This window comes from Shigella flexneri 2a str. 301 (genome assembly GCF_000006925.2).
Classification (GTDB): domain Bacteria; phylum Pseudomonadota; class Gammaproteobacteria; order Enterobacterales; family Enterobacteriaceae; genus ECMA0423.
The window spans coordinates 1,369,846-1,393,885 of record NC_004337.2 but is presented as its reverse complement, the minus strand read 5'-3'; the positions used below and the strand labels follow the sequence as shown (position 1 = coordinate 1,393,885).

General features: G+C 51.6%; 19 protein-coding genes, 5 pseudogenes and 8 other annotated features (1 of these 32 cut by a window edge). Of the genes and pseudogenes, 11 read left to right on the top strand and 13 right to left on the bottom strand.

From position 1 onward, the window contains the following. Window positions 1-2,320: a sequence feature (Similar to Escherichia coli K12 conserved hypothetical protein gi: 1787622 (286 aa). BLAST with identity of 96% in 841 aa. This CDS has been disrupted by insertion. The sequence has been checked and is believed to be correct.), on the bottom strand; it reaches 204 nt to the left of the window's first position. Then, window positions 538-1,868 (top strand) — a mobile genetic element. Its footprint overlaps the feature before it by 1,331 nt. The 4 genes from SF1343 (at window position 584) to SF1339 (ending at window position 3,541) form a co-directional block, all read left to right on the top strand. After that, the gene (locus tag SF1343) at window positions 584-994 is read left to right on the top strand and encodes an IS2 repressor TnpA (protein ID NP_707240.3); all 411 of its coding nucleotides are present in this window, start codon (window positions 584-586) and stop codon (window positions 992-994) included. It overlaps the preceding feature by 411 nt. Then, on the top strand, window positions 952-1,857 hold the full coding sequence (locus tag SF1342; RefSeq protein NP_707239.1) for an IS2 transposase TnpB: 906 nt from the start codon (window positions 952-954) through the stop codon (window positions 1,855-1,857). The genes SF1343 and SF1342 overlap by 43 nt, the downstream gene beginning before the upstream one ends. Next, window positions 2,321-3,584, top strand: a mobile genetic element. Continuing rightward, window positions 2,385-2,687, top strand: coding sequence for an insertion sequence element IS600 transposase (locus SF1340; RefSeq protein NP_707238.1), 303 nt, complete (start codon window positions 2,385-2,387; stop codon window positions 2,685-2,687). Its footprint overlaps the feature before it by 303 nt. Next, window positions 2,723-3,541, top strand: a complete 819-nt coding sequence (locus SF1339) for an insertion sequence element IS600 protein (RefSeq protein ID NP_707237.1) — start codon at window positions 2,723-2,725, stop codon at window positions 3,539-3,541. (Lies within the feature at window positions 2,321-3,584.) Then, window positions 3,538-4,020 (bottom strand) — a sequence feature (Similar to Escherichia coli K12 transcriptional regulator LYSR-type gi: 1787589 (300 aa). BLAST with identity of 97% in 145 aa. This CDS has been truncated. The sequence has been checked and is believed to be correct.). It overlaps the preceding gene by 4 nt. Here the strand turns inward: SF1339 and ycjZ are convergent. Continuing rightward, window positions 3,538-4,020: pseudogene (gene ycjZ, locus SF1338) on the bottom strand. It overlaps the preceding feature by 483 nt. The gene SF1339 and the pseudogene ycjZ overlap by 4 nt on opposite strands. Before the next feature lie 137 nt (window positions 4,021-4,157). Between ycjZ and ycjY the strand changes: the two are divergent. Beyond that, complete coding sequence (gene ycjY, locus SF1337) at window positions 4,158-5,078, top strand: hypothetical protein (protein ID NP_707236.1); 921 nt, start codon at window positions 4,158-4,160, stop codon at window positions 5,076-5,078. Then, window positions 5,078-5,440: pseudogene (locus SF1336) on the top strand. Before ycjY ends, SF1336 begins: the two are co-directional and overlap by 1 nt. Next, window positions 5,423-6,796 (top strand) — a mobile genetic element. It overlaps the preceding pseudogene by 18 nt. Here the strand turns inward: SF1336 and SF1335 are convergent. Then, window positions 5,454-6,650: an insertion sequence element ISSfl2 transposase gene (locus tag SF1335; RefSeq protein ID NP_707234.1), complete on the bottom strand. Its 1,197-nt coding sequence runs from the start codon at window positions 6,648-6,650 to the stop codon at window positions 5,454-5,456. (Overlaps the previous feature by 1,197 nt.) Before the next feature lie 133 nt (window positions 6,797-6,929). Between SF1335 and SF1334 the strand changes: the two genes are divergently transcribed. The 3 genes from SF1334 (at window position 6,930) to ycjI (ending at window position 9,135) form a co-directional block, all read left to right on the top strand. After that, window positions 6,930-7,460, top strand: a complete 531-nt coding sequence (locus tag SF1334; protein ID NP_707233.1) for a hypothetical protein — start codon at window positions 6,930-6,932, stop codon at window positions 7,458-7,460. Window positions 7,461-7,477: 17 nt separating this feature from the next. Then, window positions 7,478-8,116, top strand: coding sequence for a hypothetical protein (locus tag SF1333; RefSeq protein NP_707232.2), 639 nt, complete (start codon window positions 7,478-7,480; stop codon window positions 8,114-8,116). A 290-nt stretch (window positions 8,117-8,406) separates the two neighbouring features. After that, window positions 8,407-9,135, top strand: coding sequence for a murein peptide amidase A (gene ycjI / locus SF1332; protein ID NP_707231.2), 729 nt, complete (start codon window positions 8,407-8,409; stop codon window positions 9,133-9,135). On the opposite strand, the gene ycjG is transcribed toward ycjI, so the two are convergent. Continuing rightward, window positions 9,110-10,075: an L-Ala-D/L-Glu epimerase gene (ycjG, locus tag SF1331; RefSeq protein ID NP_707230.2), complete on the bottom strand. Its 966-nt coding sequence runs from the start codon at window positions 10,073-10,075 to the stop codon at window positions 9,110-9,112. The genes ycjI and ycjG overlap by 26 nt on opposite strands. A 118-nt stretch (window positions 10,076-10,193) precedes the next feature. Here ycjG and tpx point away from each other — a divergent pair, with 118 nt between their 5' ends. Further along, window positions 10,194-10,700, top strand: coding sequence for a 2-Cys peroxiredoxin (tpx, locus tag SF1330; RefSeq protein ID NP_707229.1), 507 nt, complete (start codon window positions 10,194-10,196; stop codon window positions 10,698-10,700). A gap of 43 nt (window positions 10,701-10,743) precedes the next feature. Here the strand turns inward: tpx and tyrR are convergent, their stop codons facing one another. From tyrR to ycjX, 3 genes are all read right to left on the bottom strand, one after another. After that, a complete protein-coding gene (gene tyrR / locus SF1329; protein ID NP_707228.2) occupies window positions 10,744-12,285 on the bottom strand; it encodes a DNA-binding transcriptional regulator TyrR in 1,542 nt (513 codons plus the stop codon). 147 nt (window positions 12,286-12,432) lie between these two features. Continuing rightward, window positions 12,433-13,494 carry a hypothetical protein gene (gene ycjF, locus SF1328; protein ID NP_707227.1) on the bottom strand — a complete coding sequence of 354 codons (1,062 nt, stop codon included), beginning with the start codon at window positions 13,492-13,494 and terminating at the stop codon, window positions 12,433-12,435. After that, window positions 13,491-14,888 (bottom strand): hypothetical protein, encoded by a 1,398-nt coding sequence (gene ycjX, locus SF1327; RefSeq protein NP_707226.1) that lies wholly within the window; start codon window positions 14,886-14,888, stop codon window positions 13,491-13,493. The genes ycjF and ycjX overlap by 4 nt, the downstream gene beginning before the upstream one ends. 155 nt (window positions 14,889-15,043) lie before the next feature. On the opposite strand from ycjX, the gene ycjW reads away from it, so the two are divergent. Beyond that, window positions 15,044-16,042: an LACI-type transcriptional regulator gene (gene ycjW, locus SF1326; RefSeq protein NP_707225.1), complete on the top strand. Its 999-nt coding sequence runs from the start codon at window positions 15,044-15,046 to the stop codon at window positions 16,040-16,042. Between the two features lie 110 nt (window positions 16,043-16,152). Then, window positions 16,153-17,055, bottom strand: a sequence feature (Similar to Escherichia coli K12 outer membrane protein gi: 1787579 (302 aa). BLAST with identity of 98% in 301 aa. This CDS has been truncated. The sequence has been checked and is believed to be correct.). On the opposite strand, the pseudogene ompG reads toward ycjW, so the two are convergent. From ompG to ycjQ, 7 genes and pseudogenes are all read right to left on the bottom strand, one after another. Next, a pseudogene (gene ompG, locus SF1325) lies at window positions 16,153-17,055 on the bottom strand. (Overlaps the previous feature by 903 nt.) A gap of 155 nt (window positions 17,056-17,210) precedes the next feature. Beyond that, complete coding sequence (gene ycjV, locus SF1324) at window positions 17,211-18,179, bottom strand: ABC transporter ATP-binding protein (RefSeq protein NP_707224.1); 969 nt, start codon at window positions 18,177-18,179, stop codon at window positions 17,211-17,213. A 13-nt stretch (window positions 18,180-18,192) separates the two neighbouring features. Continuing rightward, the gene (gene ycjU / locus SF1323) at window positions 18,193-18,852 is read right to left on the bottom strand and encodes a beta-phosphoglucomutase (RefSeq protein ID NP_707223.1); all 660 of its coding nucleotides are present in this window, start codon (window positions 18,850-18,852) and stop codon (window positions 18,193-18,195) included. Next, window positions 18,849-21,116, bottom strand: a complete 2,268-nt coding sequence (gene ycjT, locus SF1322) for a hypothetical protein (protein ID NP_707222.2) — start codon at window positions 21,114-21,116, stop codon at window positions 18,849-18,851. Before ycjT ends, ycjU begins: the two co-directional genes overlap by 4 nt. After that, window positions 21,113-22,167, bottom strand: a sequence feature (Similar to Escherichia coli K12 dehydrogenase gi: 1787574 (352 aa). BLAST with identity of 98% in 352 aa. This CDS contains an in-frame stop codon. The sequence has been checked and is believed to be correct.). (Overlaps the previous gene by 4 nt.) After that, window positions 21,113-22,167, bottom strand: a pseudogene (gene ycjS / locus SF1321). Its footprint overlaps the feature before it by 1,055 nt. The gene ycjT and the pseudogene ycjS overlap by 4 nt, the downstream one beginning before the upstream one ends. Before the next feature lie 9 nt (window positions 22,168-22,176). Then, window positions 22,177-22,656: a sequence feature (Similar to Escherichia coli K12 transient receptor potential locus gi: 1787573 (266 aa). BLAST with identity of 96% in 160 aa. This CDS contains an in-frame stop codon. The sequence has been checked and is believed to be correct.), on the bottom strand. Beyond that, a pseudogene (locus SF1320) lies at window positions 22,177-22,952 on the bottom strand. Its footprint overlaps the feature before it by 480 nt. Before the next feature lie 17 nt (window positions 22,953-22,969). Beyond that, on the bottom strand, window positions 22,970-24,022 hold the full coding sequence (ycjQ, locus tag SF1319; RefSeq protein ID NP_707221.1) for an oxidoreductase: 1,053 nt from the start codon (window positions 24,020-24,022) through the stop codon (window positions 22,970-22,972). Between the last annotated feature and the right edge of the window lie 18 nt (window positions 24,023-24,040).

Here is a 24,040-nt window from a genome sequence, read left to right as displayed (position 1 = left end):
CGTTCGAATCGGTTTTCGCAATGCCTGCCTGAACTGGACCCACTCATGCCAGAGTGTTTCTGACAACCAGTCGGGCAGATCAACTGACAACGGGTCAAATTTTTTCTGGCGAACAGCCCCACCGATAACCAGAATTCCCTGCTCGGTGTGCCTTGCGATATCACTGCGCCGCAAGACACATATCCCGGTTTCAACAGCACCGATTTTGAGCAGTGATTTCTGTCGCGGAGAATTTCGGTCAAGCTCGATCCCACACCGGACACCGTTCCTGTCAGTCACGACGATATCAATCCGCCCTCCGCAACCGTCACCACGCTCTGGCACCGGATACTCACGACAGACATCCAGGCCAGCAGCCTGCAACGCAACCACCGCAGAATTACAAAATTCCGCTGCAGTACCGCCAGATAATCTCCCCTCAAGCACTCCAGCCACAAAATCCCGAAACTCCCTTCCGGAAGGGAAGGGTTTGGGATGGGTTAGATCTGTTTTTAGATCTTTATCTGTATCTTTATTAGTTGCCTTTGTGTTGGCATCTAGACTGGCCCCCTGAATCTCCAGACAACCAGTATCACTTATTTAAGTGATAGTCTTAATACTAGTTTTTAGACTAGTCATTGGAGAACAGATGATTGATGTCTTAGGGCCGGAGAAACGCAGACGGCGTACCACACAGGAAAAGATCGCAATTGTTCAGCAGAGCTTTGAACCGGGGATGACGGTCTCCCTCGTTGCCCGGCAACATGGTGTAGCAGCCAGCCAGTTATTTCTCTGGCGTAAGCAATACCAGGAAGGAAGTCTTACTGCTGTGGCCGCCGGAGAACAGGTTGTTCCTGCCTCTGAACTTGCTGCCGCCATGAAGCAGATTAAAGAACTCCAGCGCCTGCTCGGCAAGAAAACGATGGAAAATGAACTCCTCAAAGAAGCCGTTGAATATGGACGGGCAAAAAAGTGGATAGCGCACGCGCCCTTATTGCCCGGGGATGGGGAGTAAGCTTAGTCAGCCGTTGTCTCCGGGTGTCGCGTGCGCAGTTGCACGTCATTCTCAGACGAACCGATGACTGGATGGATGGCCGCCGCAGTCGTCACACTGATGATACGGATGTGCTTCTCCGTATACACCATGTTATCGGAGAGCTGCCCACGTATGGTTATCGTCGGGTATGGGCGCTGCTTCGCAGACAGGCAGAACTTGATGGTATGCCTGCGATCAATGCCAAACGTGTTTACCGGATCATGCGCCAGAATGCGCTGTTGCTTGAGCGAAAACCTGCTGTACCGCCATCGAAACGGGCACATACAGGCAGAGTAGCCGTGAAAGAAAGCAATCAGCGATGGTGCTCTGACGGGTTCGAGTTCTGCTGTGATAACGGAGAGAGACTGCGTGTCACGTTCGCGCTGGACTGCTGTGATCGTGAGGCACTGCACTGGGCGGGGACTACCGGCGGCTTCAACAGTGAAACAGTACAGGACGTCATGCTGGGAGCGGTGGAACGCCGCTTCGGCAACGATCTTCCGTCGTCTCCAGTGGAGTGGCTGACGGATAATGGTTCATGCTACCGGGCTAATGAAACACGCCAGTTCGCCCGGATGTTGGGACTTGAACCGAAGAACACGGCGGTGCGGAGTCCGGAGAGTAACGGAATAGCAGAGAGCTTCGTGAAAACGATAAAGCGTGACTACATCAGTATCATGCCCAAACCAGACGGGTTAACGGCAGCAAAGAACCTTGCAGAGGCGTTCGAGCATTATAACGAATGGCATCCGCATAGTGCGCTGGGTTATCGCTCGCCACGGGAATATCTGCGGCAGCGGGCTTGTAATGGGTTAAGTGATAACAGATGTCTGGAAATATAGGGGCAAATCCAGCATCATGTTCGAACACCACTCCAACATCTGTTTGAACACCTGTTAAATTTCTCTCTTGTTTTGTTTGAACATCTGCTTCCTTTCTGCTTCTTCTGGCCTGAACAGATGCTTTTCCTGCGGCTGATTTTTTGGTTAATTTTTCTCTGACAGATGCCAGATCTTCCTCAATCCGAAGATGCATCCATTCGTCGCCGTTATCACAAAAAAACTCCCGCAAGGATGGTTCAACATCAACCCATCGCTCGTTAGTCAGACGGGCAATTTTTGCCAACCTGTTTTTGGGTATTGGCTTTCCTGTTTGCCAGTAATTGAACATCAGCAACAAATACGCGCCGTGCTCCTCTGCTGACAAATGCATGGTGTCAGCCAGGTAATCAGCTATGTACAGTTGCATGTATGGTAATGCGGCCATAATTGCCCCGTATGATGCTACCCGGTTGCTTAGAATAAGTGAGGTAGCCTGAGTTTAACGGACACTCCTTCCTGAAATAGAATGGCATCAGAAGGAGCTAATAATGAGCAGAAAAACCCAACGTTACTCTAAAGAGTTCAAAGCCGAAGCTGTCAGAACGGTTCTTGAAAATCAACTTTCAATCAGTGAAGGCGCTTCCCGATTATCCCTTCCTGAAGGCACTTTAGGACAATGGGTTACCGCCGCCAGAAAAGGGCTCGGTACTCCTGGTTCCCGCACGCTGGCTGAACTGGAATCTGAAATTCTGCAACTGCGTAAGGCGTTAAATGAAGCTCGCCTTGAGCGAGATATATTAAAAAAAGCAACAGCGTATTTTGCACAGGAGTCGCTGAAAAATACGCGTTAATCGAACAATGGCGACAACAATTTCCCATTGAAGCGATGTGTCAGGTATTTGGTGTATCCAGGAGCGGTTATTACAACTGGGTACAGCATGAACCCTCAGACAGAAAACAAAGTGATGAGCGGCTAAAACTGGAGATTAAGGTGGCACATATCCGCACTCGCGAAACATATGGAACCCGGCGGCTCCAGACGGAGCTGGCAGAGAATGGCATCATCGTTGGTCGTGACCGACTGGCACGTCTTCGTAAGGAGCTGAGGCTACGCTGTAAGCAGAAACGCAAGTTCAGAGCGACTACGAACCCGAACCACAATCTGCCAGTTGCGCCAAATCTGCTGAACCAGACGTTCGCTCCTACAGCACCAAATCAGGTCTGGGTGGCGGACCTGACGTATGTTGCCACACAGGAGGGATGGTTGTACCTCGCTGGCATCAAAGATGTTTATACGTGCGAAATTGTCGGCTACGCCATGGGAGAGCGCATGACAAAAGAGCTGACAGGTAAAGCCCTGTTTATGGCGCTCAGGAGCCAGCGCCCACCTGCCGGGCTAATCCACTACTCTGATCGAGGTTCACAGTACTGCGCATACGATTACCGGGTCATACAGGAGCAGTCTGGTCTGAAAACATCAATGTCGCGTAAAGGTAACTGTTACGACAACGCTCCGATGGAAAGCTTCTGGGGAACGCTGAAAAATGAGAGCCTGAGCCACTATCGTTTTAATAACCGGGATGAAGCCATCTCAGTAATACGGGAATACATTGAGATTTTCTACAATCGTCAGCGTCGTCACTCTCGTCTGGGGAATATCTCCCCGGCAGCCTTCAGGGAAAAATATCATCAGATGGCTGCTTAAAAAAAGAACAAATGGTAGTGTCCGCTATTGCCAGTACACCTCAGGACGCCTGCATCAAAACGTTCAGAAACGACATCGGTCAAACCATAATCAATGGTAAGCTGAATATCAATTTCAGGATGCGATTTCAGGAATGTGCGCATGGCTGGTAACAATATCGTTTTTGCTGCATGTTCTACAGTAGTAATACGTATTGTCCCGGATGGGCGGTTCTGCAGATCGCTCAGGGATGTCAGGGCAGAATCTATGTCATGCAATATAGGGCCAAGAACAGACAAAAGATGCTCGCCCGCTTCAGTGGGTACAACGCTGCGCGTGGTTCGCGTCAGAAGCCGCAATCCCAATCGTTCTTCTATACGGCGCACTATCTGGCTTAAAGCTGACTGCACCATGCTCAGGCGGGCTGCTGCGCGAGTGAAGCTACGCTCCTCTGCAACGACGACAAACGCCATCAGATCAGCGATTTCTTCACGCTTCATTCAGTATCTCCATACAATCTATTAATCATTTAAATGATAGGTCTAATCATGATTTAGGGTCTAATCAACTTAATGATCAATATCTATAGTGATATCACCAACCGTCAAAACGAACCGACAACTCCATGAGGAACTGAATGATGAATAATAAAGTCAGCTTCACTAACAGCAATAATCCAACCATCTCTTTGTCTGCAGTGATCTATTTCCCTCCAAAATTTGATGAAACCCGTCAGTATCCGGCAATTGTGGTATCTCACCCAGGTGGGGGCGTTAAAGAGCAAACGGCCGGAACCTATGCCGAAAAGCTGGCGGAAAAGGGATTTGTCACTATTGCTTATGACGCATCTTATCAAGGTGAAAGTGGCGGCGAGCCGCGTCAGTTAGAAAACCCATACATTCGTACTGAAGACGTCAGTGCCGTGATTGATTACCTGACAACGCTTTCTTATGTCGACAATACCCGAATTGGTGCGATGGGAATTTGTGCCGGTGCAGGATATACAGCCAATGCTGCAATTCAGGATCGCCGCATCAAGGCCATCGGTACCGTTAGTGCGGTCAATATTGGTTCGATGTTCCGCAATGGTTGGGAAAACAATGTGAAATCTATTGATGCTCTGCCACACATTGAAGCTGGCTCAAACGCCCGAACCAGCGATATTAGCAGCGAAGAATACGCCATTATGCCACTGGCTCCAATGAAGGAGGCCGATGCGCCGAACGAAGAACTGCGTCAGGCCTGGGAGTATTACCACACACCTCGTGCGCAGTATCCAACAGCACCGGGTTACGCTACTTTGCGCAGCCTTAACCAGATTATTACCTATGATGCTTACCATATGGCGGAAGTGTACCTGACTCAGCCGATGCAGATTGTGGCGGGCAGCCAGGCAGGGAGCAAATGGATGAGTGACGACCTGTACGATCGGGCATCAAGCCAGGATAAACGCTATCACATTGTTGAAGGCGCAAACCATATGGATCTTTATGACGGCAAAGCCTATGTGGCTGAAGCAATTTCAGTATTAGCTCCGTTCTTTGAGGAAACTCTGTAATGAAACATATTCAAATCCGCAATAGTGATATGGCCTGGCATATTGCTGCCAATATTCAGTTTCCACCAAATTTTGATGAGTCAAAACAGTATCCGGCGATTATCAGCGTCCATCCTTTTGGCAGTTGTAAGGAGCAGACGTCTGGCAATATCTATGGCAAGGCATTGGCTGAAAAAGGCTATGTCGTTCTCGCTTATGACGCCAGTTTCCAGGGAGAATCTGGTGGGTAGCCTCGTTGGATAGAAGATCCGACACAGCGCGTAGAGGATATTAGCCGTGTTATCGATTATGCAGTAACTCTGCCATATGTTGATGCTGAACGCATTGGCGTGCTGGGTGTGTGTGGGGGGTGCCCCTATTAAGTTGTCAAGCATGTTATGACCCCTGCGGGGTATAAAAAGTCCCGTCGCGCATCATGGCGAACAGAACGTCGCAGCGTCGTCTCGCCAGGGCGATAAGCGCCTGATTGTGTCGTTTTCCCTGACTCATTTTGCGGGTGTAGTAAGCCCTGGAGAGCGGATCCCTGAGCGCGGCGAAGGCCGACAGGAACAACGCCCGTTTGAGAGCTTTATTACCCCGTCGCGAGGGATGCTCACCGCGTATTGACGAGCCGGATCGCCGAGTTACCGGCGCAAGGCCAGCATAAGCAGCGAGATGTGCGGCAGAGGCGAAGGCGCGGCAGGCGACCTCGGTGAGGAGTCTGGCTGCGGTCCTGACACCGACTCCGGGCATACTGGTCAGGACCGGGTAAAGAGGGTGAGCAAGAACTCGCTGTTCTACCTCAAGCGCCACCTCGTCTCTTTGCTTACGCAGCGTGATGAGCTGGAGTGCCAGACGTGGCAGTACTACGGCAGCGGCATTCGTGCCGGGAACGACGACGGTTTGTTCGGCCAGTGCCTGAGCTATGTCTGCTGCAAGGCGTTTACCCAGACGAGGCGCAAGTTTGCAGAGCTGGGCTGCCAGCTTCTTCTCACCCAGCGAAGCGAGTTTTTCTGGTGAGGGATATCGCTGGAGAAGATCGAGTACCGCCGGGTGCTCAAGTCTCGGACCGAGAACGCGCTCCGGTGCCGGATGTATCTGGGTCAGAAGGCCGCGGATACGGTTGCTGGCCTGCGTTGTCTGTGCGGCAAGATCATCATCGAAGCCGCAGAGCATGGAGAGTTCGGCGATTTGCTCGTCAGCCAGTTTCAGCGTGCGTAGCGCGTGAGGCAGGGTACGGGCAGCTTCGGCAATGATGGCAGCGTTACGAGCATCAGTTTTAGCTTCACCGGCGTGTAAGTCGGCTATGCGGCGCATGGCCAGTCCAGGGAGGTATCCGACAAGGACTCCTTCTGAGCGGGCAACGGCGACAGGTAACGCACCGATGGTAGCTGGCTGATCAACAACCAGCAGTATCTGACCATGTTGTTTCAGGTCAGATATTAGCGACCTGAGTTTGTTTTCGTCGTTGGGTAATGCTTTATCGAACACGCGTTTACCTGAACGATTAATGGTAACAGCGTGATGCGTATCTTTACCGACATCAACGCCGATAAAGACCTGGACGGATTCGTAATCGCTGGATTCGGTCATTCTGTCTCCCTTGTATATGGGTTAACCAGATAACCACGGGGAGCAGGTACCGGCATCCACGTTACAGACGGTCCCGGCAAAAGTGCCTGACCTGACCCCTATTAGCGGTTACCAGCGCCCCACCAGACCCGGTGACATCACCCCCCGGATCATGGACGACTGGGGGCAGTAATCATGCCGGGTCTGGCTGGCTAACACCCCATTATAAGGGGTACGAATAAAGTAACGGGTGGCTATGCCATTAATGCCGCGCTGACAGAAAAACGAATTAAAGCTGTAGTGAGTATTACGGGTGTTAATATCGGGCGTCTTTTTCGGGAAGGTTTCAGCAATTATGATCCGATTGGCGTATTGAATGCAATGGCGTCACAACGAGCAAAAGAGGCTCGTGGTGGAGAATTACAGATCAACGAATTACTTCCCGCCAGCCTGGATGCAGCAAAAGCCCATGGACTGACCGAACGCGATGTTTATGAAGCAACTGACTACTATAAAACACCACGCGGGCAACAACCGGGAGGTGCGACAAAAATGTTGTTCTCACATGCACAGAAAACGCTGGCCTGGGATGCCTTCGCATTTACTGAAGTGTTACTGACCCAGCCGGTGATGGTAGTAGTTGGTGAAAAAGTCGGTGCCTTCGGTGCTTATCGTGATGGACTGGAAGTCTATGGCCGGGCGATGGTTTCGCAGGATCGTCAGTTAGTTTCGTTACCCGATTTCTCACATTATGAACTATATGACAAACCGGAAGCAGTTCAGGAGGCGCTGGCAAAAGTTATTCCTTTTTTCAACACCCATCTGGGATAAGTTTCATGAGAAATATTATGAAAAATGTACTGATTCTTGGTGCTGGCGGTCAGATAGCCCGCCATGTGATTAATCAACTGGCAGATAAACAAACTATTAAACAAACTTTATTTGCCCGTCAGCCAGCAAAAATACACAAACCCTATCCAACTAATAGCCAGATTATTATGGGGGATGTACTGAATCATGCAGCACTGAAGCAGGCCATGCAGGGACAGGATATTGTGTATGCCAACCTTACGGGGGAAGATTTAGATATTCAGGCAAATTCAGTGATCGCTGCGATGAAAGCCTGTGATGTTAAACGTCTGATCTTTGTTCTTTCCCTCGGTATTTATGATGAAGTTCCAGGAAAATTTGTCGAATGGAATAATGCAGTTATTGGTGAACCCCTAAAACCATTCCGCAGGGCTGCGGATGCAATTGAGGCTTCTGGACTGGAATATACAATTCTTCGCCCTGCCTGGCTGACTGATGAAGATATTATTGATTATGAGCTTACCTCTCGCAATGAACCATTCAAAGGTACGATCGTATCACGTAAGAGTGTCGCAGCATTAATTACAGATATCATCGATAAACCTGAGAAACACATTGGTGAGAATATAGGCATCAATCAACCCGGGACTGATGGCGATAAGCCATTCTTCATGTAAATCAATTATATAGATACCATCGTACTGTACTATGTGCAGTACGATTTATTAAACTTATTAAGGTGAACTGATCAATCAGATGCGATTAACATGTGTAGAACCAGTAAGAATAAAATACGCCATGTATATAACATTACGACAATTCTAATATCTGCACATCAATGAAAATGCAAACAACTTCCGGCAAAAAAGTGATACAAGATCGATGACATAGCGTTGAAGAAAAGGATTTGATAATCCGCAAAATTTGCACAACACTGCCTGTAATACTTCCTGAACCAGAGACGATCATGACCGTAACCCGCTCACGCGCCGAACGCGGCGCATTTCCGCCCGGAACAGAACATTACGGACGTTCATTATTGGGCGCGCCGTTAATCTGGTTTCCTGCCCCTGCAGCCAGCCGCGAAAGTGGTTTGATTCTGGCTGGCACTCACGGTGATGAAAACTCTTCGGTCGTCACGCTCTCCTGTGCTCTGCGGACTTTGACACCTTCTTTGCGCCGCCATCATGTGGTGCTGTGTGTGAATCCTGACGGCTGCCAGCTGGGGTTACGGGCCAATGCTAATGGTGTGGATTTAAACAGAAACTTTCCGGCGGCGAACTGGAAGGAAGGTGAAACGGTTTATCGCTGGAACAGCGCCGCTGAAGAACGTGATGTCGTATTACTGACAGGTGACAAACCTGGCTCCGAACCTGAAACCCAGGCGCTGTGCCAGCTTATACACCGCATTCAACCTGCCTGGGTGGTCTCATTCCACGATCCACTGGCTTGTATTGAAGATCCCAGACACAACGAATTAGGCGAATGGCTGGCCCAGTCGTTTGAATTGCCTCTGGTAACCAGCGTCGGTTATGAAACGCCTGGCTCTTTCGGCAGTTGGTGTGCAGATCTCAACTTGCATTGCATCACCGCAGAGTTTCCGCCCATCTCCTCCGACGAAGCCAGCGAAAAATATCTCTTTGCGATGGCAAACTTGCTGCGCTGGCATCCTAAAGATGCAATTCGCCCGTCGTGAACTGAAGCGCCGGTTCCACATCTACCGCCAGCCAGGTCGGTCCGTCAAGATCGGCGAAACTGACCTGCGGCACCAGCGGTAAAGCGGCGCTAATGGCACGAGAGGTACACAACATGCAGCCCAGCATCAGACTGAAACCTTGTGCACGCGCTTCAGTCGCCAGCGCCAGCGCTTCCGTCAGACCACCGGTTTTATCGAGCTTAATGTTAACCATCTCATAGCGCCCTTTCAGCGCCTTCAGATTGCTACGAGTATGACAACTTTCATCAGCACAAATCGGCAACGGATGAATAAAATTCTCCAGCGCCGCATCGTCCTGCGCAGGAAGCGGTTGTTCAAGCATCGCAACGCCTAAATCCGCCAATAGCTGGCAACGCGCCGCCAACCCTTCTGCACGCCAGGATTCATTTGCATCAACGATCAGCGTGGCATCGGGCACAGCGGTGCGAATTGCCACCATCCGCTCACTGATAAGATGGTTATCCAGCTTCACTTTCAGTAATTTCGCGCCTGCCTGCCAGAGTGTTGATGCACTATTGGCCATCTGATCAGGCGTACCGATGACAACCGTCTGTGCAGTGATAACTGTCTCGGGAAGCGTTATGCCGATCAAATCAGCCAGCGATTGCTGCTGTTTTCGCGCCGCGAGATCCCACAATGCACAATCCAGCGCATTACGTGCTGCGCCGGCAGGGAGAATTTTTTGCAACTCCTCCCGTGTCAGCCCTTTCTCTAATTGCGGCACGACGCTCATAATTTGCGCCATTACCGAGGCATCACTTTCTCCATAACGCGGATACGGCGTGCATTCGCCGGTGCCTTTAATACCCTCTTCTTCCAGTTCAACCACCACCACGCGCGCTTCACTGCGACTTCCCCGGGCAATCACAAACGGGGTATGTAAGGGCCAGGCTTCCTCAAATACCTTAACGATTCTCATCTTTACTCCTTGTTGTCGCGGTGGTCTGCGGATTAAGCGCAAATAGCGTTTGCTGTGTTATTGACAGTTAGCATAAACTAGGTGTGACGTTAACTATATGTAAACAGGAAAGATAATCATGTCACAAACCGTTCATTTCCAGGGCAACCCGGTTACAGTCGCCAATTCCATCCCGCAGGCGGGTAGCAAAGCGCAGACTTTTACTCTCGTGGCAAAAGATCTGTCTGACGTCACCCTCGGTCAGTTTGCGGGTAAACGCAAAGTGCTGAACATTTTCCCGAGTATTGATACCGGTGTTTGCGCCGCATCAGTACGTAAGTTTAACCAACTGGCAACTGAGATCGACAACACCGTTGTGCTGTGTATCTCTGCCGATCTGCCGTTCGCCCAGTCTCGTTTCTGCGGCGCAGAAGGTCTGAACAACGTTATCACCCTCTCCACTTTCCGTAACGCTGAATTTCTGCAAGCCTACGGTGTGGCAATTGCTGATGGCCCACTGAAAGGTCTGGCAGCGCGTGCCGTTGTGGTTATTGACGAAAATGACAATGTGATTTTCAGCCAGCTGGTGGATGAAATCACCACCGAGCCGGATTACGAAGCAGCTCTGGCTGTACTGAAAGCATAAGTTAATATGCCTGATGGTGTTGCACCATCAGGCATATTCGCGCTTACTCTTCGTTCTTCTTCTGACTCAGACCATATTCCCGCAACTTATTGGCAATCGCGGTATGTGAAACGCCGAGACGTTTTGCCAGTTTGCGCGTGCTGGGATAATTGCGATAAAGCTGGGTTAATACCGAGCGTTCAAAACGGCTGGTGATTTCGTCCAGCGAACCTTCCATCGCATCTTCGCCCACGGCTACCGTTGCGGCGTCATAATCCGGCAACAAAATATCCTGTGGACGCAGCTCATAACCGTCCAGTTGTGTCAGTGCGCGATAGATAGCGTTCTTTAACTGCCGCACATTTCCCGGCCACGCATAACGTGTAAGTACAGTATTCAGGTCAGCGGCCAGTTTCGGACGCGGCACGCCCTGCTCGTCGGCAAAGCGGGCGACGAACAGCTCAGTTAACGGCATAATGTCCTGCGGACAGTCACGTAGCGGCGGCAGATTGAGCGTCAACACGTTCAGACGATAATAGAGATCTTCACGGAACACGCCTTTTTGCACCAGTTCGACCAGATTCTTCTGCGTAGCGCAAATCACCCGCACATCGACATGCACCTCATGGTCTTCGCCAACCCGACGGAAAGTGCCATCATTAAGAAAACGCAGTAATTTCGCCTGCATCCGTGGTGACATTTCCCCTATTTCATCCAACAGCACCGAACCACCGTTCGCCTGCTCAAAGAACCCTTTCTTCCCTTCCGGAGCATGACCAAACAGTTCACTCTCGACCGCATCTTCTGGTATAGACGCGCAATTCAGCGCCAGGTAAGGTTTGCCCGCTCTGGGGCTTGCCTGATGGCAGGCGTAGGCAAAAAGATCTTTACCTGTACCTGTGTCACCCGTAATCAGCAGCGGCGCGCTTAGCATCGCCAGTTTCTGCGCCTGTTCGACAACGTGCTTCATTTTCGGGCTGACGGCGACAATTTGGCTGAAGGCGCTGACGTCCTGGGCGGCGACATTTTGCAACTGGCGGCCCATACGAATCGTTGATCGCAACATCACCACCGCACCGGTCAGGACGTGTTGATCATTTTCATCCTGAAGATAAACAGGCGTAATCTCCATCAGGAAATTCTGCCCATTAATAACGACATGCTCGTTATGCGAATCTTGCGGTTCGCTTTCCAGCCAACGTAAAAAATTAAAGCCGTTAATCAATTGTGCGGCGGTATGGTTGCGCAGGCGATCCAATTTTTGCCCAAAAAGCTGACAGCTCGCCGGGTTCGCCATATCCACTTTGCTTTTCATATCGACAGAGAGCACAGGTTCAGGCAACGCCTCCAGTAACGCGCTCAACGCCAGATGCTCACGTTCGGAAGGCATCCACGGGACAGTACGCACATCGGTAACACCTGCAATACGGCGTATTTCGGCCATCAGACTGCTGAAACTCTCAAACTCCAGTTCAGCAAAATTGAGGTAGATTCGCCCAATGGGATCAATCTCAATACCGCGTAAATCAATGCCTCTTAGCACGAGTAGATCGAGTAATTCGCGGGTCAGACCGAGTCGGTCTTCACAAAAGACTTCCAGACGCATGGGAACCTTCACCTGAAAAAAGAACAATTAATATGATGATATGACACTATTTGGATAGCAGGAAGGTTTCTGTCAACAATCATTGACACAAAGACGGAAAAACGGGCACTTCGGCGTAAAGATATCCGGTCAGCACCCGATATTGCATTATTTTTCGCTGGGCGTTTTGCCTTTTTGCAGAGTTTCTTTCACCTGACCGATAAGCTGACGACGGAAATCCCCAAGGCGAGGTTTGTCATCGTCAATCCACGGCAGCGGGCGGCAAAGCTCCATAGCTTTAATCCCGAGTCGTACCGTCAGAAGTCCAGCACCAATTCCCTGAGCTGCGCGGGTAGACAAACGAGCAGCGAGATCTTGCGACATCCAGTCCATCCCCACTTCGCGCACCAGTTCGCTGGCTCCGGCAAAAGCGATATTCAGCAATACCAGCTTAAACAGACGCAAACGGCTGTAATACCCCAGTTCAATGCCATACAGCGTGGCAATGCGATTAATTAAACGCAGATTGCGCCAGGCGATAAACGCCATATCGACCAACGCCAGCGGGCTGACCGCAATCATCAACGTTGATTCCGCCGCCGAACGGCTGATTTCGCGCCGCGCCTGGGCATCTAAAACTGGCTGGACCAAATGCGCATACAGGCTGACCACTTCACGATCGTTCTGCGTTTCATGGATTGAGGCATACCAGCGTTGCAGCGCCGGATGCGACTGATCAATACCCGCCTGCTGCGCCAGTTTTTCGCAAAATGCGCGACCTTTGCCCGTGCCGTGGCTATGCAATAAATCACGCGCTTCGTCGCGTTCATGGGCGCGCTGTCGCAAGCGCCATAAGCGCCGCCACTCTGTTACCACAGAACCTACGCCAGCGCCGATAATCAATGCCCCAGCGGCACATCCACCCAGCGCTACCCAGTCCTGGGTTTGCCAGGCATTCATTGTCCACTGTATACCCTGCCCGACAACGCTTGCGCCAAACAGAGCCAGCCCGCCCATCACCATTTTGCGCCACAGGCTGCGTTTCGGACGTAACGCTGCGTCCATTACCGCTTCGACTTGCCCCTCTTCTTCCTGCGCTTCGTCGAGCGTGGCCGGGGCAAAATTTTGCGCCTGATTTTCGTCAAAGGTCTGCTGCGCCCTGAATTTTGGATTCTGTTCGACCTCCAGCGGACCGTCGAAATCAATACGTGGTTTTAACGGTTCGGTCATCGCAATTTATCTCCTATTAAAAATTCCAGCGCGGCATCAAGACGAATATGCGGCAGCGGTTTGTCGACATCCATCACCTGCGGGCGAAACGCTTCAAACTGGAACCCTTGCTTGTCCCAGAACGCCTGACCGGGCAAACGCGCAGGAACTTCACCGGGGTAAACGGTGAGAAGCGCACCATCGCTGAGCCGGTTACCGCGCAATGCCGGAATTTTCTCGCCGTTGACGTCAATAATGCCGCTGGTGGTCGCCTGCACCGAGGCCAGCCCCAGGCAATCCATACTAATCCTTTCAAACGCCGCATTTTGCCAGGCATCCTGAATCAGTTGTTGCAGTAATGAAACCATATTGGCGTGCTGATCGACCGTTACATGGTCCGCTTTCATCGCGGCAAACAGCAGTTTGTCGATAACCGGCGAGAATAAGCGGCGAAACAGCGTGCGCTGCCCGTAGTGGAAACTTTGCATCAGCTGCGTCAGTGCCAGACGCATATCATTAAATGCCTGTGGCCCACTGTTGAGAGGTTGCAGGCAATCCACCAGCACAATCTGGCGGTCAAAGCGCAGAAAATGATTCTTATAGAACCCCTTCACCACTTTCTCGCAGTAATAATTAAACCGCTCGCGCAGCATTCCGGCATTGGTGTGCTTATCGGCCTGCGCCAGTTTGGACTCGTCCCAGGCATCGACATCCGGCCACGGGAAGAATTGCAGCGCGGGCGCACCTGCCATATCTCCCGGCAAGACAAAGCGCCCAGGCTGAATAAAGTGCAGCCCCTGCTGTTTACAGTGGTGGAGATAATCGGTCCACACGGCGGCAATGTCTGCCAGACGGTTTTCGTCGGCAGGCGCTAGCGGGTCAAGTCCTTCGCACATCATTCGCCATTTCGCCGACCATTCGCCGCGCTGACCATTGAGTAAGCCCGTCATCTGGCGCGACCAGCTTAAGTAATCCTGCGCCAGCATCGGCAGGTCGAGCAACCATTCGCCGGGATAATCCACAATTTCCAGATACAGCGTGGAGGTATCCTTAAAGTGGCGCAGCAGCGAATCGTTCGATTTAAAACGTAACGCCAGGCGAATTTCACTGACGCCGCGCGTAGGCGTCGGCCAGGCGGGAGGATCACCATATAACTGCGCCAGTCCTTCATCATAGGTGAAGCGCGGAATGCCAAAGTCACGCTGGGGAATGCGTTTTACGCCCAGCAAGCGCTCTTCACGCACCGCGCTTAACAGCGGCAAACGTGCTCCGGCATGAATATTGAGCAACTGATTAACCATCGCGGTGATAAACGCTGTTTTGCCGCTGCGGCTAAGTCCGGTTACAGCGAGGCGCAGATGTCTGTCGACACCCCGATTCACCAGCGCATTGAGTTCATTTTTAAGTCGCTTCATTGCTGTCCTGTGCTGCTCTGAAGACCAGAAAAAAAATCATTCGTAAGGATATGAATGTGGGGGCCAGGCCATTGATTATCAACTGCCCGTGTTGTCATCGACGGGCGAACTCCATAAGATGTGCAGCATTCACGTTCGGACGGAGTTCCTGACCTATGTCCCCTACTATTTATGATATTGCCAGGGTTGCAGGCGTATCAAAATCCACCGTATCACGCGTGCTGAATAAGCAAACTAATATCTCCCCGGAAGCGCGCGAAAAAGTGTTACGGGCCATTGAAGAATTACAGTATCAGCCAAACAAGCTGGCCCGCGCGCTGACCTCTTCGGGTTTTGATGCCATTATGGTGATTTCTACCCGTTCGACCAAAACTACGGCGGGTAATCCGTTTTTCTCTGAAGTTTTGCATGCCATCACCGCCAAAGCGGAAGAAGAAGGTTTCGACGTGATATTACAAACGTCGCACAATCCGGCAGAAGATCTGCAAAAATGCGAAAGCAAAATTAAACAGAAAATGATTAAAGGCATTATTATGCTCAGTTCGCCAGCGGATGAGTCATTTTTTGCCCAACTCGATAAATACGATATTCCGGTGGTGGTAATTGGCAAAGTTGAAGGTCAATATGCCCATGTTTATTCTGTCGATACCGATAATTTTGGTGACAGCATTGCGTTGACCGATGCATTAATTGAAAGTGGGCATCAAAATATTGCCTGCCTGCATGCTCCGCTTGATGTCCATGTTTCGGTTGATCGCGTTAATGGCTATAAGCAAAGTCTGTCCGCGCATAATATTGCAGTGCGTGATAAATGGATTGTTGACGGCGGTTATACCCATGAAACAGCACTGCAAGCAGCACGGCAATTATTAAGTCAGTCACCGTTGCCTGAGGCAGTGTTTGCCACTGACAGCCTGAAATTAATGAGCATTTATCGTGCGGCGGCAGAGAAAAATATTGCTATTCCGCAGCAGTTAGCGGTGGTGGGTTATAGTAATGAAACGCTGTCGTTTATTTTAACGCCTGCACCAGGCGGCATCGATGTTCCGACGCAGGAGTTAGGTCAACAAAGCTGCGAGTTATTATTCCGCTTAATTTCGGGAAAACCGTCACCACAGAATATTACCGTTGCCACGCATATGACGCTGAAATAAATACCAGCTACCTTGCCTGAATGCCGGATGCGATGCTGGCGCATCTTATCCGGCCTACATTTATAGATCGGATAAAGTACTCGCGCCGCATCCGGCAATTTAGCCCATTATCAGAACGAGTAATTTACGCCGACACCTGCATAATGGAATTTATCGCTGTCGCCTTCGTCGTGATCCTGCCACTCAAACGCGTATTCCAGCGAAACGGAAAGTCCGTTCTGGAAATCATAACCGTAAAATAAACCCACACGGTTAAAATCATGGCCTTCACGTTCAATATCATCCTGCCAGTCCCAGTTACTCTAGCGATCCAGCCCAATGCGCGTATACGGCGTCACCGAGTGGTTGCCGAGCGTCAGCGGCAAATAGGCGCGAATTTCTTGTGTGGAAAACTCACCGTTATTGCGGCTGTCGTCCATATTGAAGCCGCGCTCGAGATAATAGTTCACTCGCAAAGCAACCGTTTCGTTGAAGGTATATTGCAGACCTGTTTCCGTTTCGACACGGGTATCAGCGTAACCGGTCGTGTTCAAATCGTTGGCAAATTTATACATCGACAACCAACCGTTGAAACGTAAATCATCAGTCAGTTTCACATCCCAGTCTGGCGCGATTTTCCAGCGCTGCATATTCGCCGTGTCTTTGCCCGGTTCATCAACGTAGTGATAACCATAATTACGGAAACCGCCGGTCAGGCCGAAACTGAAATCATCGCTTTCGAGGAACTGATAATGCACCTCCAGCTCCGGGCGATCAAACCTCGTTCCACGTTTACCCGCACTATAATCTACCGGCCCTTCCTGATAATAGGCCAGAGCAATTCTCCACGGCCCGTTGGCGGCATTAAAATAGACTGAAGGCTCCGCCAGCCCATCCATATCTTCGCCATAACCCTCGACGTTTTCTATTTCGTACATCGCACCGATATTAAAGTGCCAGTCGCTCTTTTCCTCGGCCTGTGCGCAGGCCATTCCCGCACACATCACCAGTGCGGTACAGGGTAATAACTTTTTTTGTTCCTTGTATTATCCTGGGGGAATGCCTTCCCCCTGTATTTAGCGAATTGCTATTTCCGTTTCTGCATCAAAGAAATGACATTTCGTCATATCAAAATGAATAGTGATATTTTCTCCTGCATGATAATCATTTAACGCACCAGCACGGACCACTAACTCGTGCCCCCAACCGTGGTGTAGAGCATAAATTCCGCACCGGTTAATTCTGCCACGCTAATTTTGGCGGAAATGTTATTTTCCTCTTGCGCGTCCGGATGAATATCTTCCGGGCGTATTCCCATCACGATGGGCTTATGCAAACTTTCCTGTGTTTTCAGAACCGCTAATTTCTCTTCGAGAATGGTTAATTTAAGCGTTTCCGTAACGAATTTATCGCCATCGATCGTGCCGCGAATAAAATTCATCGCTGGTGATCCAATAAATCCGGCAACAAACATATTCGCGGGTTGGTTATAAACGGTTTTCGGCGCACCTACTTGCTGAACAATCCCGTCTTTCATAATCACAATCCGCGCCGCCATGGTCATCGCTTCGGTCTGATCGTGGGTCACGTAGATCATGGTGGTGTTCAGTTTCTGATGCAGCTTGCTGATCTCTGCACGCATTTGTACGCGCAGCTTGGCATCAAGGTTAGAGAGCGGTTCATCCATTAAAAACACGCCCGCTTCGCGCACAATCGCCCGCCCGAGCGCCACACGCTGGCGTTGCCCGCCGGAAAGCGCGCCCGGCTTGCGTTTCAGGTACTCACGCAGGCCGAGAATTTGCGCCGCCCAGTTCACCCGCTCATCAATCACCTCTTTGGCGATTTTTTGCATCTTCAGGCCAAACGCCATGTTGTCGTAAACCGTCATATGCGGATACAACGCGTAGTTCTGGAACACCATCGCGATATTGCGTGCTTTGGCTGGAACGTCATTCATTCGTTTGCCGTCGATCAACAGATCGCCGCCGCTGATCTCCTCAAGCCCGGCAATCATGCGCAGGGTGGTCGATTTACCGCAGCCCGACGGGCCGACAAATACGATGAACTCTTTATCGGCAATTTCCAGGTTGAAGTCCTTCACCACATGCACCTGGTTATCGTAGATTTTTTGAATATGTTGTAACGAAAGCTGAGCCATGTTGATTCCTTTGCTATACGTTTTGCCAGAAGGCCGATAACCGCGACCAGGTCAGGGAGTCCGTTGAGGGCAACAGTAATTGCGCCCCGGTTAAGCCCGCACCGATCCCCACCGAGCGCATACCGCTGGCGTTAATGGCGTCAATGCCCGCCTGCGCATCTTCAATGCCGATACATGCCTGCGGCGGCACGCCCAGCCCGGCACAGGCAGCGAGAAAGATTTCCGGATCCGGTTTCGAGTTTTTAAGTTGGGAAGCATCCGCGCAGAAGGTGAAAAACTCACGCAGCTCCAGCGCCGCTAAAATCGTCGGCGCATTCAGGGAGACGGAAGCCAGCCCTACCGGAATCTGCTGTGCACGGAGCTCTGCCAGCAAATTGCGAATACCGGGCAGCACAGCATTAACCGTCAGCTCGCGCAGTGAGTGGACGTAAAGCAGATTTTTGCGATACGCCAGTTGCGCCCGCTCCTGCGGGTTAAAGTCGCCCTCTTTGCCCCCGTGTTGCAGAATGCGCCGCAGAGACTCATCGCGGCTGATCCCTTTTAGAGATTCGTTAAACTGCGCATCAATACTGATGCCAATTTCAGCGGCAATCTGCTGCCACGCCTGGAAATGCAGATGCGCGGTATCGGTGATTACACCATCCAGATCGAAAATTACCCCTTGCAGTTTCATTCATCCTCCTGATGCGTGGTAGCGGTCCCATTGAAGGGCAAAATAAAATCACCCAAACAGAAAACAGATTCTTCAGCCACGGATATAAGCTGACCGTCCAAACGCAGTGAAACGGGCGCAGAAGTTCGAATCGCAATACGCTGCGCGTCGAGAGTGACCTGTAATTCGCAGCCCTGCCAGAACAGAGGGAAAGACAACTGTTGCCACTGCTCAAGTAACGCCGGATTTAGATGCAATTCACCGTCACGCACGCTCACCCCGGCAAAACCCTGAATCGCCCCCAGCCAGATAGCGCCAGTTGCGGCAGCATGGATACCATCATCACAACTATGCGGATCAGCACCAAGATCGATTTCAGTCCCCTCGCGCCAGAACTGATAACTTTGGGTCAGCAGGCCACAGCGTGCAGCAACAATGCCGTGGATTGCTTTACTTAATGACGAGTCGTGAATAGTGCGCGGTTCATAAAATTGCAGATTGGCAAGACACGATGCCGATGAGAACTGCTCTGGCAGCATGTAATTGAGCATCACCACATCAGCTTGTTTGAGGATCTGCATCTCGTTCACTTCTGCGCGTGAATAATCCAGCAGAATGGTTTGCTTCCCCGCCGCCGCTTTGTATTTCGCCAGATTAATCGCCGGCTTAGTCATAAACGAATCATCCTGCGGCAAAACACCGTCGGGCTGAATTTCTGGCAGCCGCAGTTCTTTAAGGAACATTTCGGCACGATGAATAAACGCGTCGTCACTACAGCCAAACTGGCGGGCAATACTCAGCGCCTGCTGGACGTTGTAATACACCATATAGCTGGTGAAGGCGTTATTATTGACATGTTCGGTATATTCGTCTGGCCCAATAACATCATGAATTTCCAGACGGTCGTTAACCCTCACCGCGCGGCTAATCCAGAACTTTGCAGTTTCCAGAAGTAGCGCCATGCCTTCATGCGCAATGAAACTTTCATCCCCCGTGGTCTGCCAGTATTGAATAACCGCCCAGGCGATATCGGCCACCAGATGATGTTCCGCCTGCGCCGAGGCCACTTTTTGCCGCAGCCCGGTGCGAATGTTAATGGCGGCAAATTCCGGCGTCTCTTCTTCGCCGCTGCGCGCGCTTTCCCACGGAAATAGCGCGCCCTGCCAGCCGTTGCGTCGCGCTTTCTCCTGCGCGCCTGGCAAGTTGTGCCAGCGATAACGCAGTAAACTTCGGGCAACCGTCGGATCGCTAAACAGATGGAACGGCAGCAAAAATACTTCTGTATCCCAGAAAACGTGGCCTTTGTAGCCTTCGCCGGTTAAGCCTTTTGCCGCAATACTGCTGCGCTCGCCGTGAGCCGGCGTCATGATGCGCAGATGATAAAGCGCATAATCTAACGCTTGCTGATCGTGCGCATCGCCGCCATTTACCGTGATACGGCGTTTCTGCCACCATTGACGCCAGTTTTCTGTTGATGCTGCAAGATGTTGGTCGTAACTCTGTTGCGCGCACATTTCAAGCTGGCGAAGCGACACGCTGCCCCACTCGTCTAAAGCAGCTTGCCTGTCATCCCGCCAGTCGATCCACACCAGTTTTTGCAACGTCACTGTCTCGCCTGCATGAAGCTGCGTACTGGTATGTTGCAGTAAACGGCGCTCTTTGGCGGTATAGCATTGCTGCACATCACCGCTCACCTGGCAGCAACAACTGATGGCCACATCACTGCGCCCATCCTGGGTGGTGTAGATCCCCTGCATCAAATGCTGACCAAACACCCGCACCTGGGTTTCGTCGAGATGCTGGCGACCGTGGTTGGTTTGCGTGGCGTCAATGCCTGTTGAAATCAGCACTGACGCGTCGGCGTCCAGTGGCATAATAGTGATTTCCAGCGCAATGAGCGGCAGTTGGTCTGCCGAAACAAAGCGACGGCTGGCGATGGTGTAACCTGCGCCGTTGCTGGTACGCCAGACAACGCTACGGCGTAATTCTCCACTGGCAAAGTCAAGTTCACGCTGCCAGGCTTCGCGGGATAACGAGAAAACCTCACCATTTATGGCAATCTCCATCCCCAAGATATCAGGCAGATTCACCAGTTCGTTGATTTCACCTTTTCCCGCCCGATGATACAGCCCCGCCAGATACATCCCTCGCGTCTGGCGCGTGTAATCTTCTTCATGGCTGGCGCGAAGCCCAAGATAGCCGTTCCCCTGCGCCATCAGCGATGCATACTTGTTCAGGGTATGCTGGCTGAAATGGGGTTCTGATAACGTTACTGGCCTGGTCATAATTCCACACGCGTCCCTGTTTCTGCGGATTGATATAACGCCGCCACCAGTTGCTGGATGATGTACCCCTGCTCGGCGTCGGCTATCATCACGGGCTTGCCCTGTACGTGATTGATAAAGGCTTCCATGCTGCGCAAATGGCGGTTGTCGTCTGCCATTTCCCGTTGCATCAGCGTCATTAATTCACCGTTGTTATCGGTGTAGATATGTGCTGGAAACAGCGTCGCACCGGCTTTATCACCACAAAAGCTGACGTTCATAATCAACTGTTCGCGGATGTTGAGTGCAAATGACGTTTCCAGCCACAGAATGCCGCCGTTATGAAATTCAATGGTGCCAAACAGCGAATCTTCGACGCTGTAAGTTGCCGGATCCCACTCGCCAAATTGACCACAGCTCTTTTGCGTGCCGATCTTTTGAAAACTATGCGCATTCACGCTTTTCACCGCCGGAAAGCCCAGCACATACATCGCAGCATCCAGCATATGAATGCCGATGTCGATCAGCAGGCCACCACCCTGCAGTTCTTTATTGGTAAAGACACCCCAGCCGGGAACGCCGCAGCGACGCAGGGCGCGGGCGGTGGTAACGTAAATCTCTCCCAAAACGCCGTTGGTCACCTGTTCACGCAGCTGTTGCGTATCGAGCGCAAACGATGGTGAAAGTCGTAGGCCAGCACCTTGCCCAGTTTGCGCGCGGTATCGCACATTTCCCACGCCTGTTCTGTCGTCATGGCGGGCGGTTTTTCGCACATCACATGGCAGCCTGCTTCCAGTGCCATCAGGGTATGTTCGTAATGAAAACGGTTAGGTGAGCCGACGCTAACCACATCAGGTTTCACCGCCAGCAGCATGGCCTGCGGATCGTCCCACACGGATGCATTCCCGTATTTTTCTGCCAGCGCCTGCGCCTGGGAAAGGCGGCTGTCACAGACAGCCACCAGTTCCAGATCGTTGCGGGTGCAGTAGTACGAAGCATGAACCTTATCCGCCACCTGGCCCGCGCCTATTATCGCGACCCGCAGCGGAGAGCTTGTCATTGCACTTTTCACAAAGACCTCTTAGCAGGTACGCAACCAGGCCAACGAATCACGGTACGCCTGGGCAGGATCTTCTGCCCGGATACGCCCTTCATACACCACATAACCCTGATAGTTATCGGCGCGCAGCTGTTCAAACAGCGCGTGGAAATCGAGGGTGCCACTGCCCGGCTGGTAACGATGGTTATCGGCAATATGCACATGACCGAGCAAGTCACGGTTGTCGTGCAGCGCCTGCGCCAGGTTATCTTCTTCGATGTTCATGTGATAGAAATCGCCGATAATCTGCACATGTTTAAGATTGTTTTCGACGATGTAACGACGAGCATCGGCGAGGGTGTTGATCATATGATCCTGATAGCGGTTTAACGGTTCGAGATACACCACGGTTCCGGTACGCGCGGCGACCTGTTCCAGTACGCGCAGGGAATCACTCACCAGTTTGCGGTCGCCGTCCAGGCTACGCGGCGAGGTCATCGGCGGTAAGCGGAAGGTAAACATGCCCCACGCTGCCGGAACCCCCCCACTTCTGCCAGCGCCTCGAGAATGCGTTCGATCTGCTTTAAGCCATTAAGACGACGCTCTTCGATAAAGTCACCAATCCAGCCGTCATAGCCGCCGCAGGCGGTGGTCACTGGTAAACCGGTTTCTTTGATCGCCGCTTTGACTTCTTCGATGTTGTTGACCAGCAGTTTGCCGTCAATCTCAAAACCATCGAAGCCCATCTCTTTGATATAACGAAATCTCTCGCGGATATTTTCCGGAAAGAATGCCTGATTCTGTGTGCCGATTTTCATTTTTTCATTCCTTTGAATTAAAACGTAACGCCCATTTTGATGCTCTGTTCCGGATGCTGATCGACATACTGCATGTAGCTTTCCGGGCTGTTGGCAAAGGTCACTACCGGGTCGATTAAATCTTCGCAATTGAGATAACCGTTCATCAGCAGTTCCCAGCAGGTTTCTTCAATACGCTTACGGCTCCAGCGCGGATAATCCGGGTTCGGTTCGCTGCACGCGCGGGAGAAAACAATTTTGGCGTTATTGAAATGCGCTTCGCGTCCGAGGTTAAAACCTTCAGCAAATGGTTTGGCAAACGCGACATAGGAGATGGTGCCGCCGTAGGCCAGGCCGCGCAGCGCCGATTGCAGCGCGTCGGCGTAACCGCTGGTTTCGATAATCACATCAGCCCCCTGCTTGCCGGTCAGCGTTTTGATCTCTTTGCCTACGTCAGTGCCAATGGGGTTAAGGCAGAAATCAGCACCGTGGCGACGGGCAATATCACAGCGATGGGCGATAGGATCGACGCCAATTACCACCGATGCGCCAGCGCGTTTCGCCAGTTGGATGGCAATTTGACCGATCGCGCCAAGCCCTACCACCACGACAAAATCCCCTACGCGTACGTTGGCATCGCGCACGCCGCTCATGGCAAACTGCGCCGGGTTGTAACAGACGGCGTTTTTCCAGGAGCTGCCTTGCGGCATTTTGCGCAGCTTGTAGTTATTCACTGCGTTAATGATGACCGTCTCGGAGAGCGGGCCGTAGCCGCATACGCTGTCGCCCACCGCGTAGTCTGTAACGTCGCTGCCGCACTCGATAATGTCGCCAACCACCATGTTGCCAAGCTGGAATTTGCCAAACTCAATGCCGCGCGGCGCATCTGCCGGACGCGGGGTGAACATCTGCCACTCGCCGTTAAAGTCTTCATCGATAAACGGGCTGGCGGCGCGGAAGTCGACCACTTCCGTTCCGTGTTTCGGTGCGCCGAAACGCACGCGGATCTTCACTTCATTGGCTAAAATCGCCCGATCTTCATACTCAACCAGCGCAGCAACACGCGGTGCTGTGGCTACTAACTTTTTCATGTAAAACTCCTTGTAAAG

Coding starts and splice junctions, on each gene's coding strand:
- tpx (NP_707229.1), top strand. CDS start 10,194: ATGTCACAAACCGTTCATTTCCAGGGCAACCCGGTTACAGTCGCCAAT.
- ycjY (NP_707236.1), top strand. CDS start 4,158: ATGATGAATAATAAAGTCAGCTTCACTAACAGCAATAATCCAACCATC.
- ycjQ (NP_707221.1), bottom strand. CDS start 24,022: ATGAAAAAGTTAGTAGCCACAGCACCGCGTGTTGCTGCGCTGGTTGAG.
- SF1335 (NP_707234.1), bottom strand. CDS start 6,650: ATGACCGAATCCAGCGATTACGAATCCGTCCAGGTCTTTATCGGCGTT.
- ycjF (NP_707227.1), bottom strand. CDS start 13,494: ATGACCGAACCGTTAAAACCACGTATTGATTTCGACGGTCCGCTGGAG.
- ycjW (NP_707225.1), top strand. CDS start 15,044: ATGTCCCCTACTATTTATGATATTGCCAGGGTTGCAGGCGTATCAAAA.
- SF1333 (NP_707232.2), top strand. CDS start 7,478: ATGAAAAATGTACTGATTCTTGGTGCTGGCGGTCAGATAGCCCGCCAT.
- ycjG (NP_707230.2), bottom strand. CDS start 10,075: ATGAGAATCGTTAAGGTATTTGAGGAAGCCTGGCCCTTACATACCCCG.
- ycjX (NP_707226.1), bottom strand. CDS start 14,888: ATGAAGCGACTTAAAAATGAACTCAATGCGCTGGTGAATCGGGGTGTC.
- SF1339 (NP_707237.1), top strand. CDS start 2,723: ATGTGTCAGGTATTTGGTGTATCCAGGAGCGGTTATTACAACTGGGTA.
- SF1340 (NP_707238.1), top strand. CDS start 2,385: ATGAGCAGAAAAACCCAACGTTACTCTAAAGAGTTCAAAGCCGAAGCT.
- ycjI (NP_707231.2), top strand. CDS start 8,407: ATGACCGTAACCCGCTCACGCGCCGAACGCGGCGCATTTCCGCCCGGA.
- ycjU (NP_707223.1), bottom strand. CDS start 18,852: ATGAAACTGCAAGGGGTAATTTTCGATCTGGATGGTGTAATCACCGAT.
- ycjV (NP_707224.1), bottom strand. CDS start 18,179: ATGGCTCAGCTTTCGTTACAACATATTCAAAAAATCTACGATAACCAG.
- tyrR (NP_707228.2), bottom strand. CDS start 12,285: ATGCGTCTGGAAGTCTTTTGTGAAGACCGACTCGGTCTGACCCGCGAA.
- ycjT (NP_707222.2), bottom strand. CDS start 21,116: ATGACCAGGCCAGTAACGTTATCAGAACCCCATTTCAGCCAGCATACC.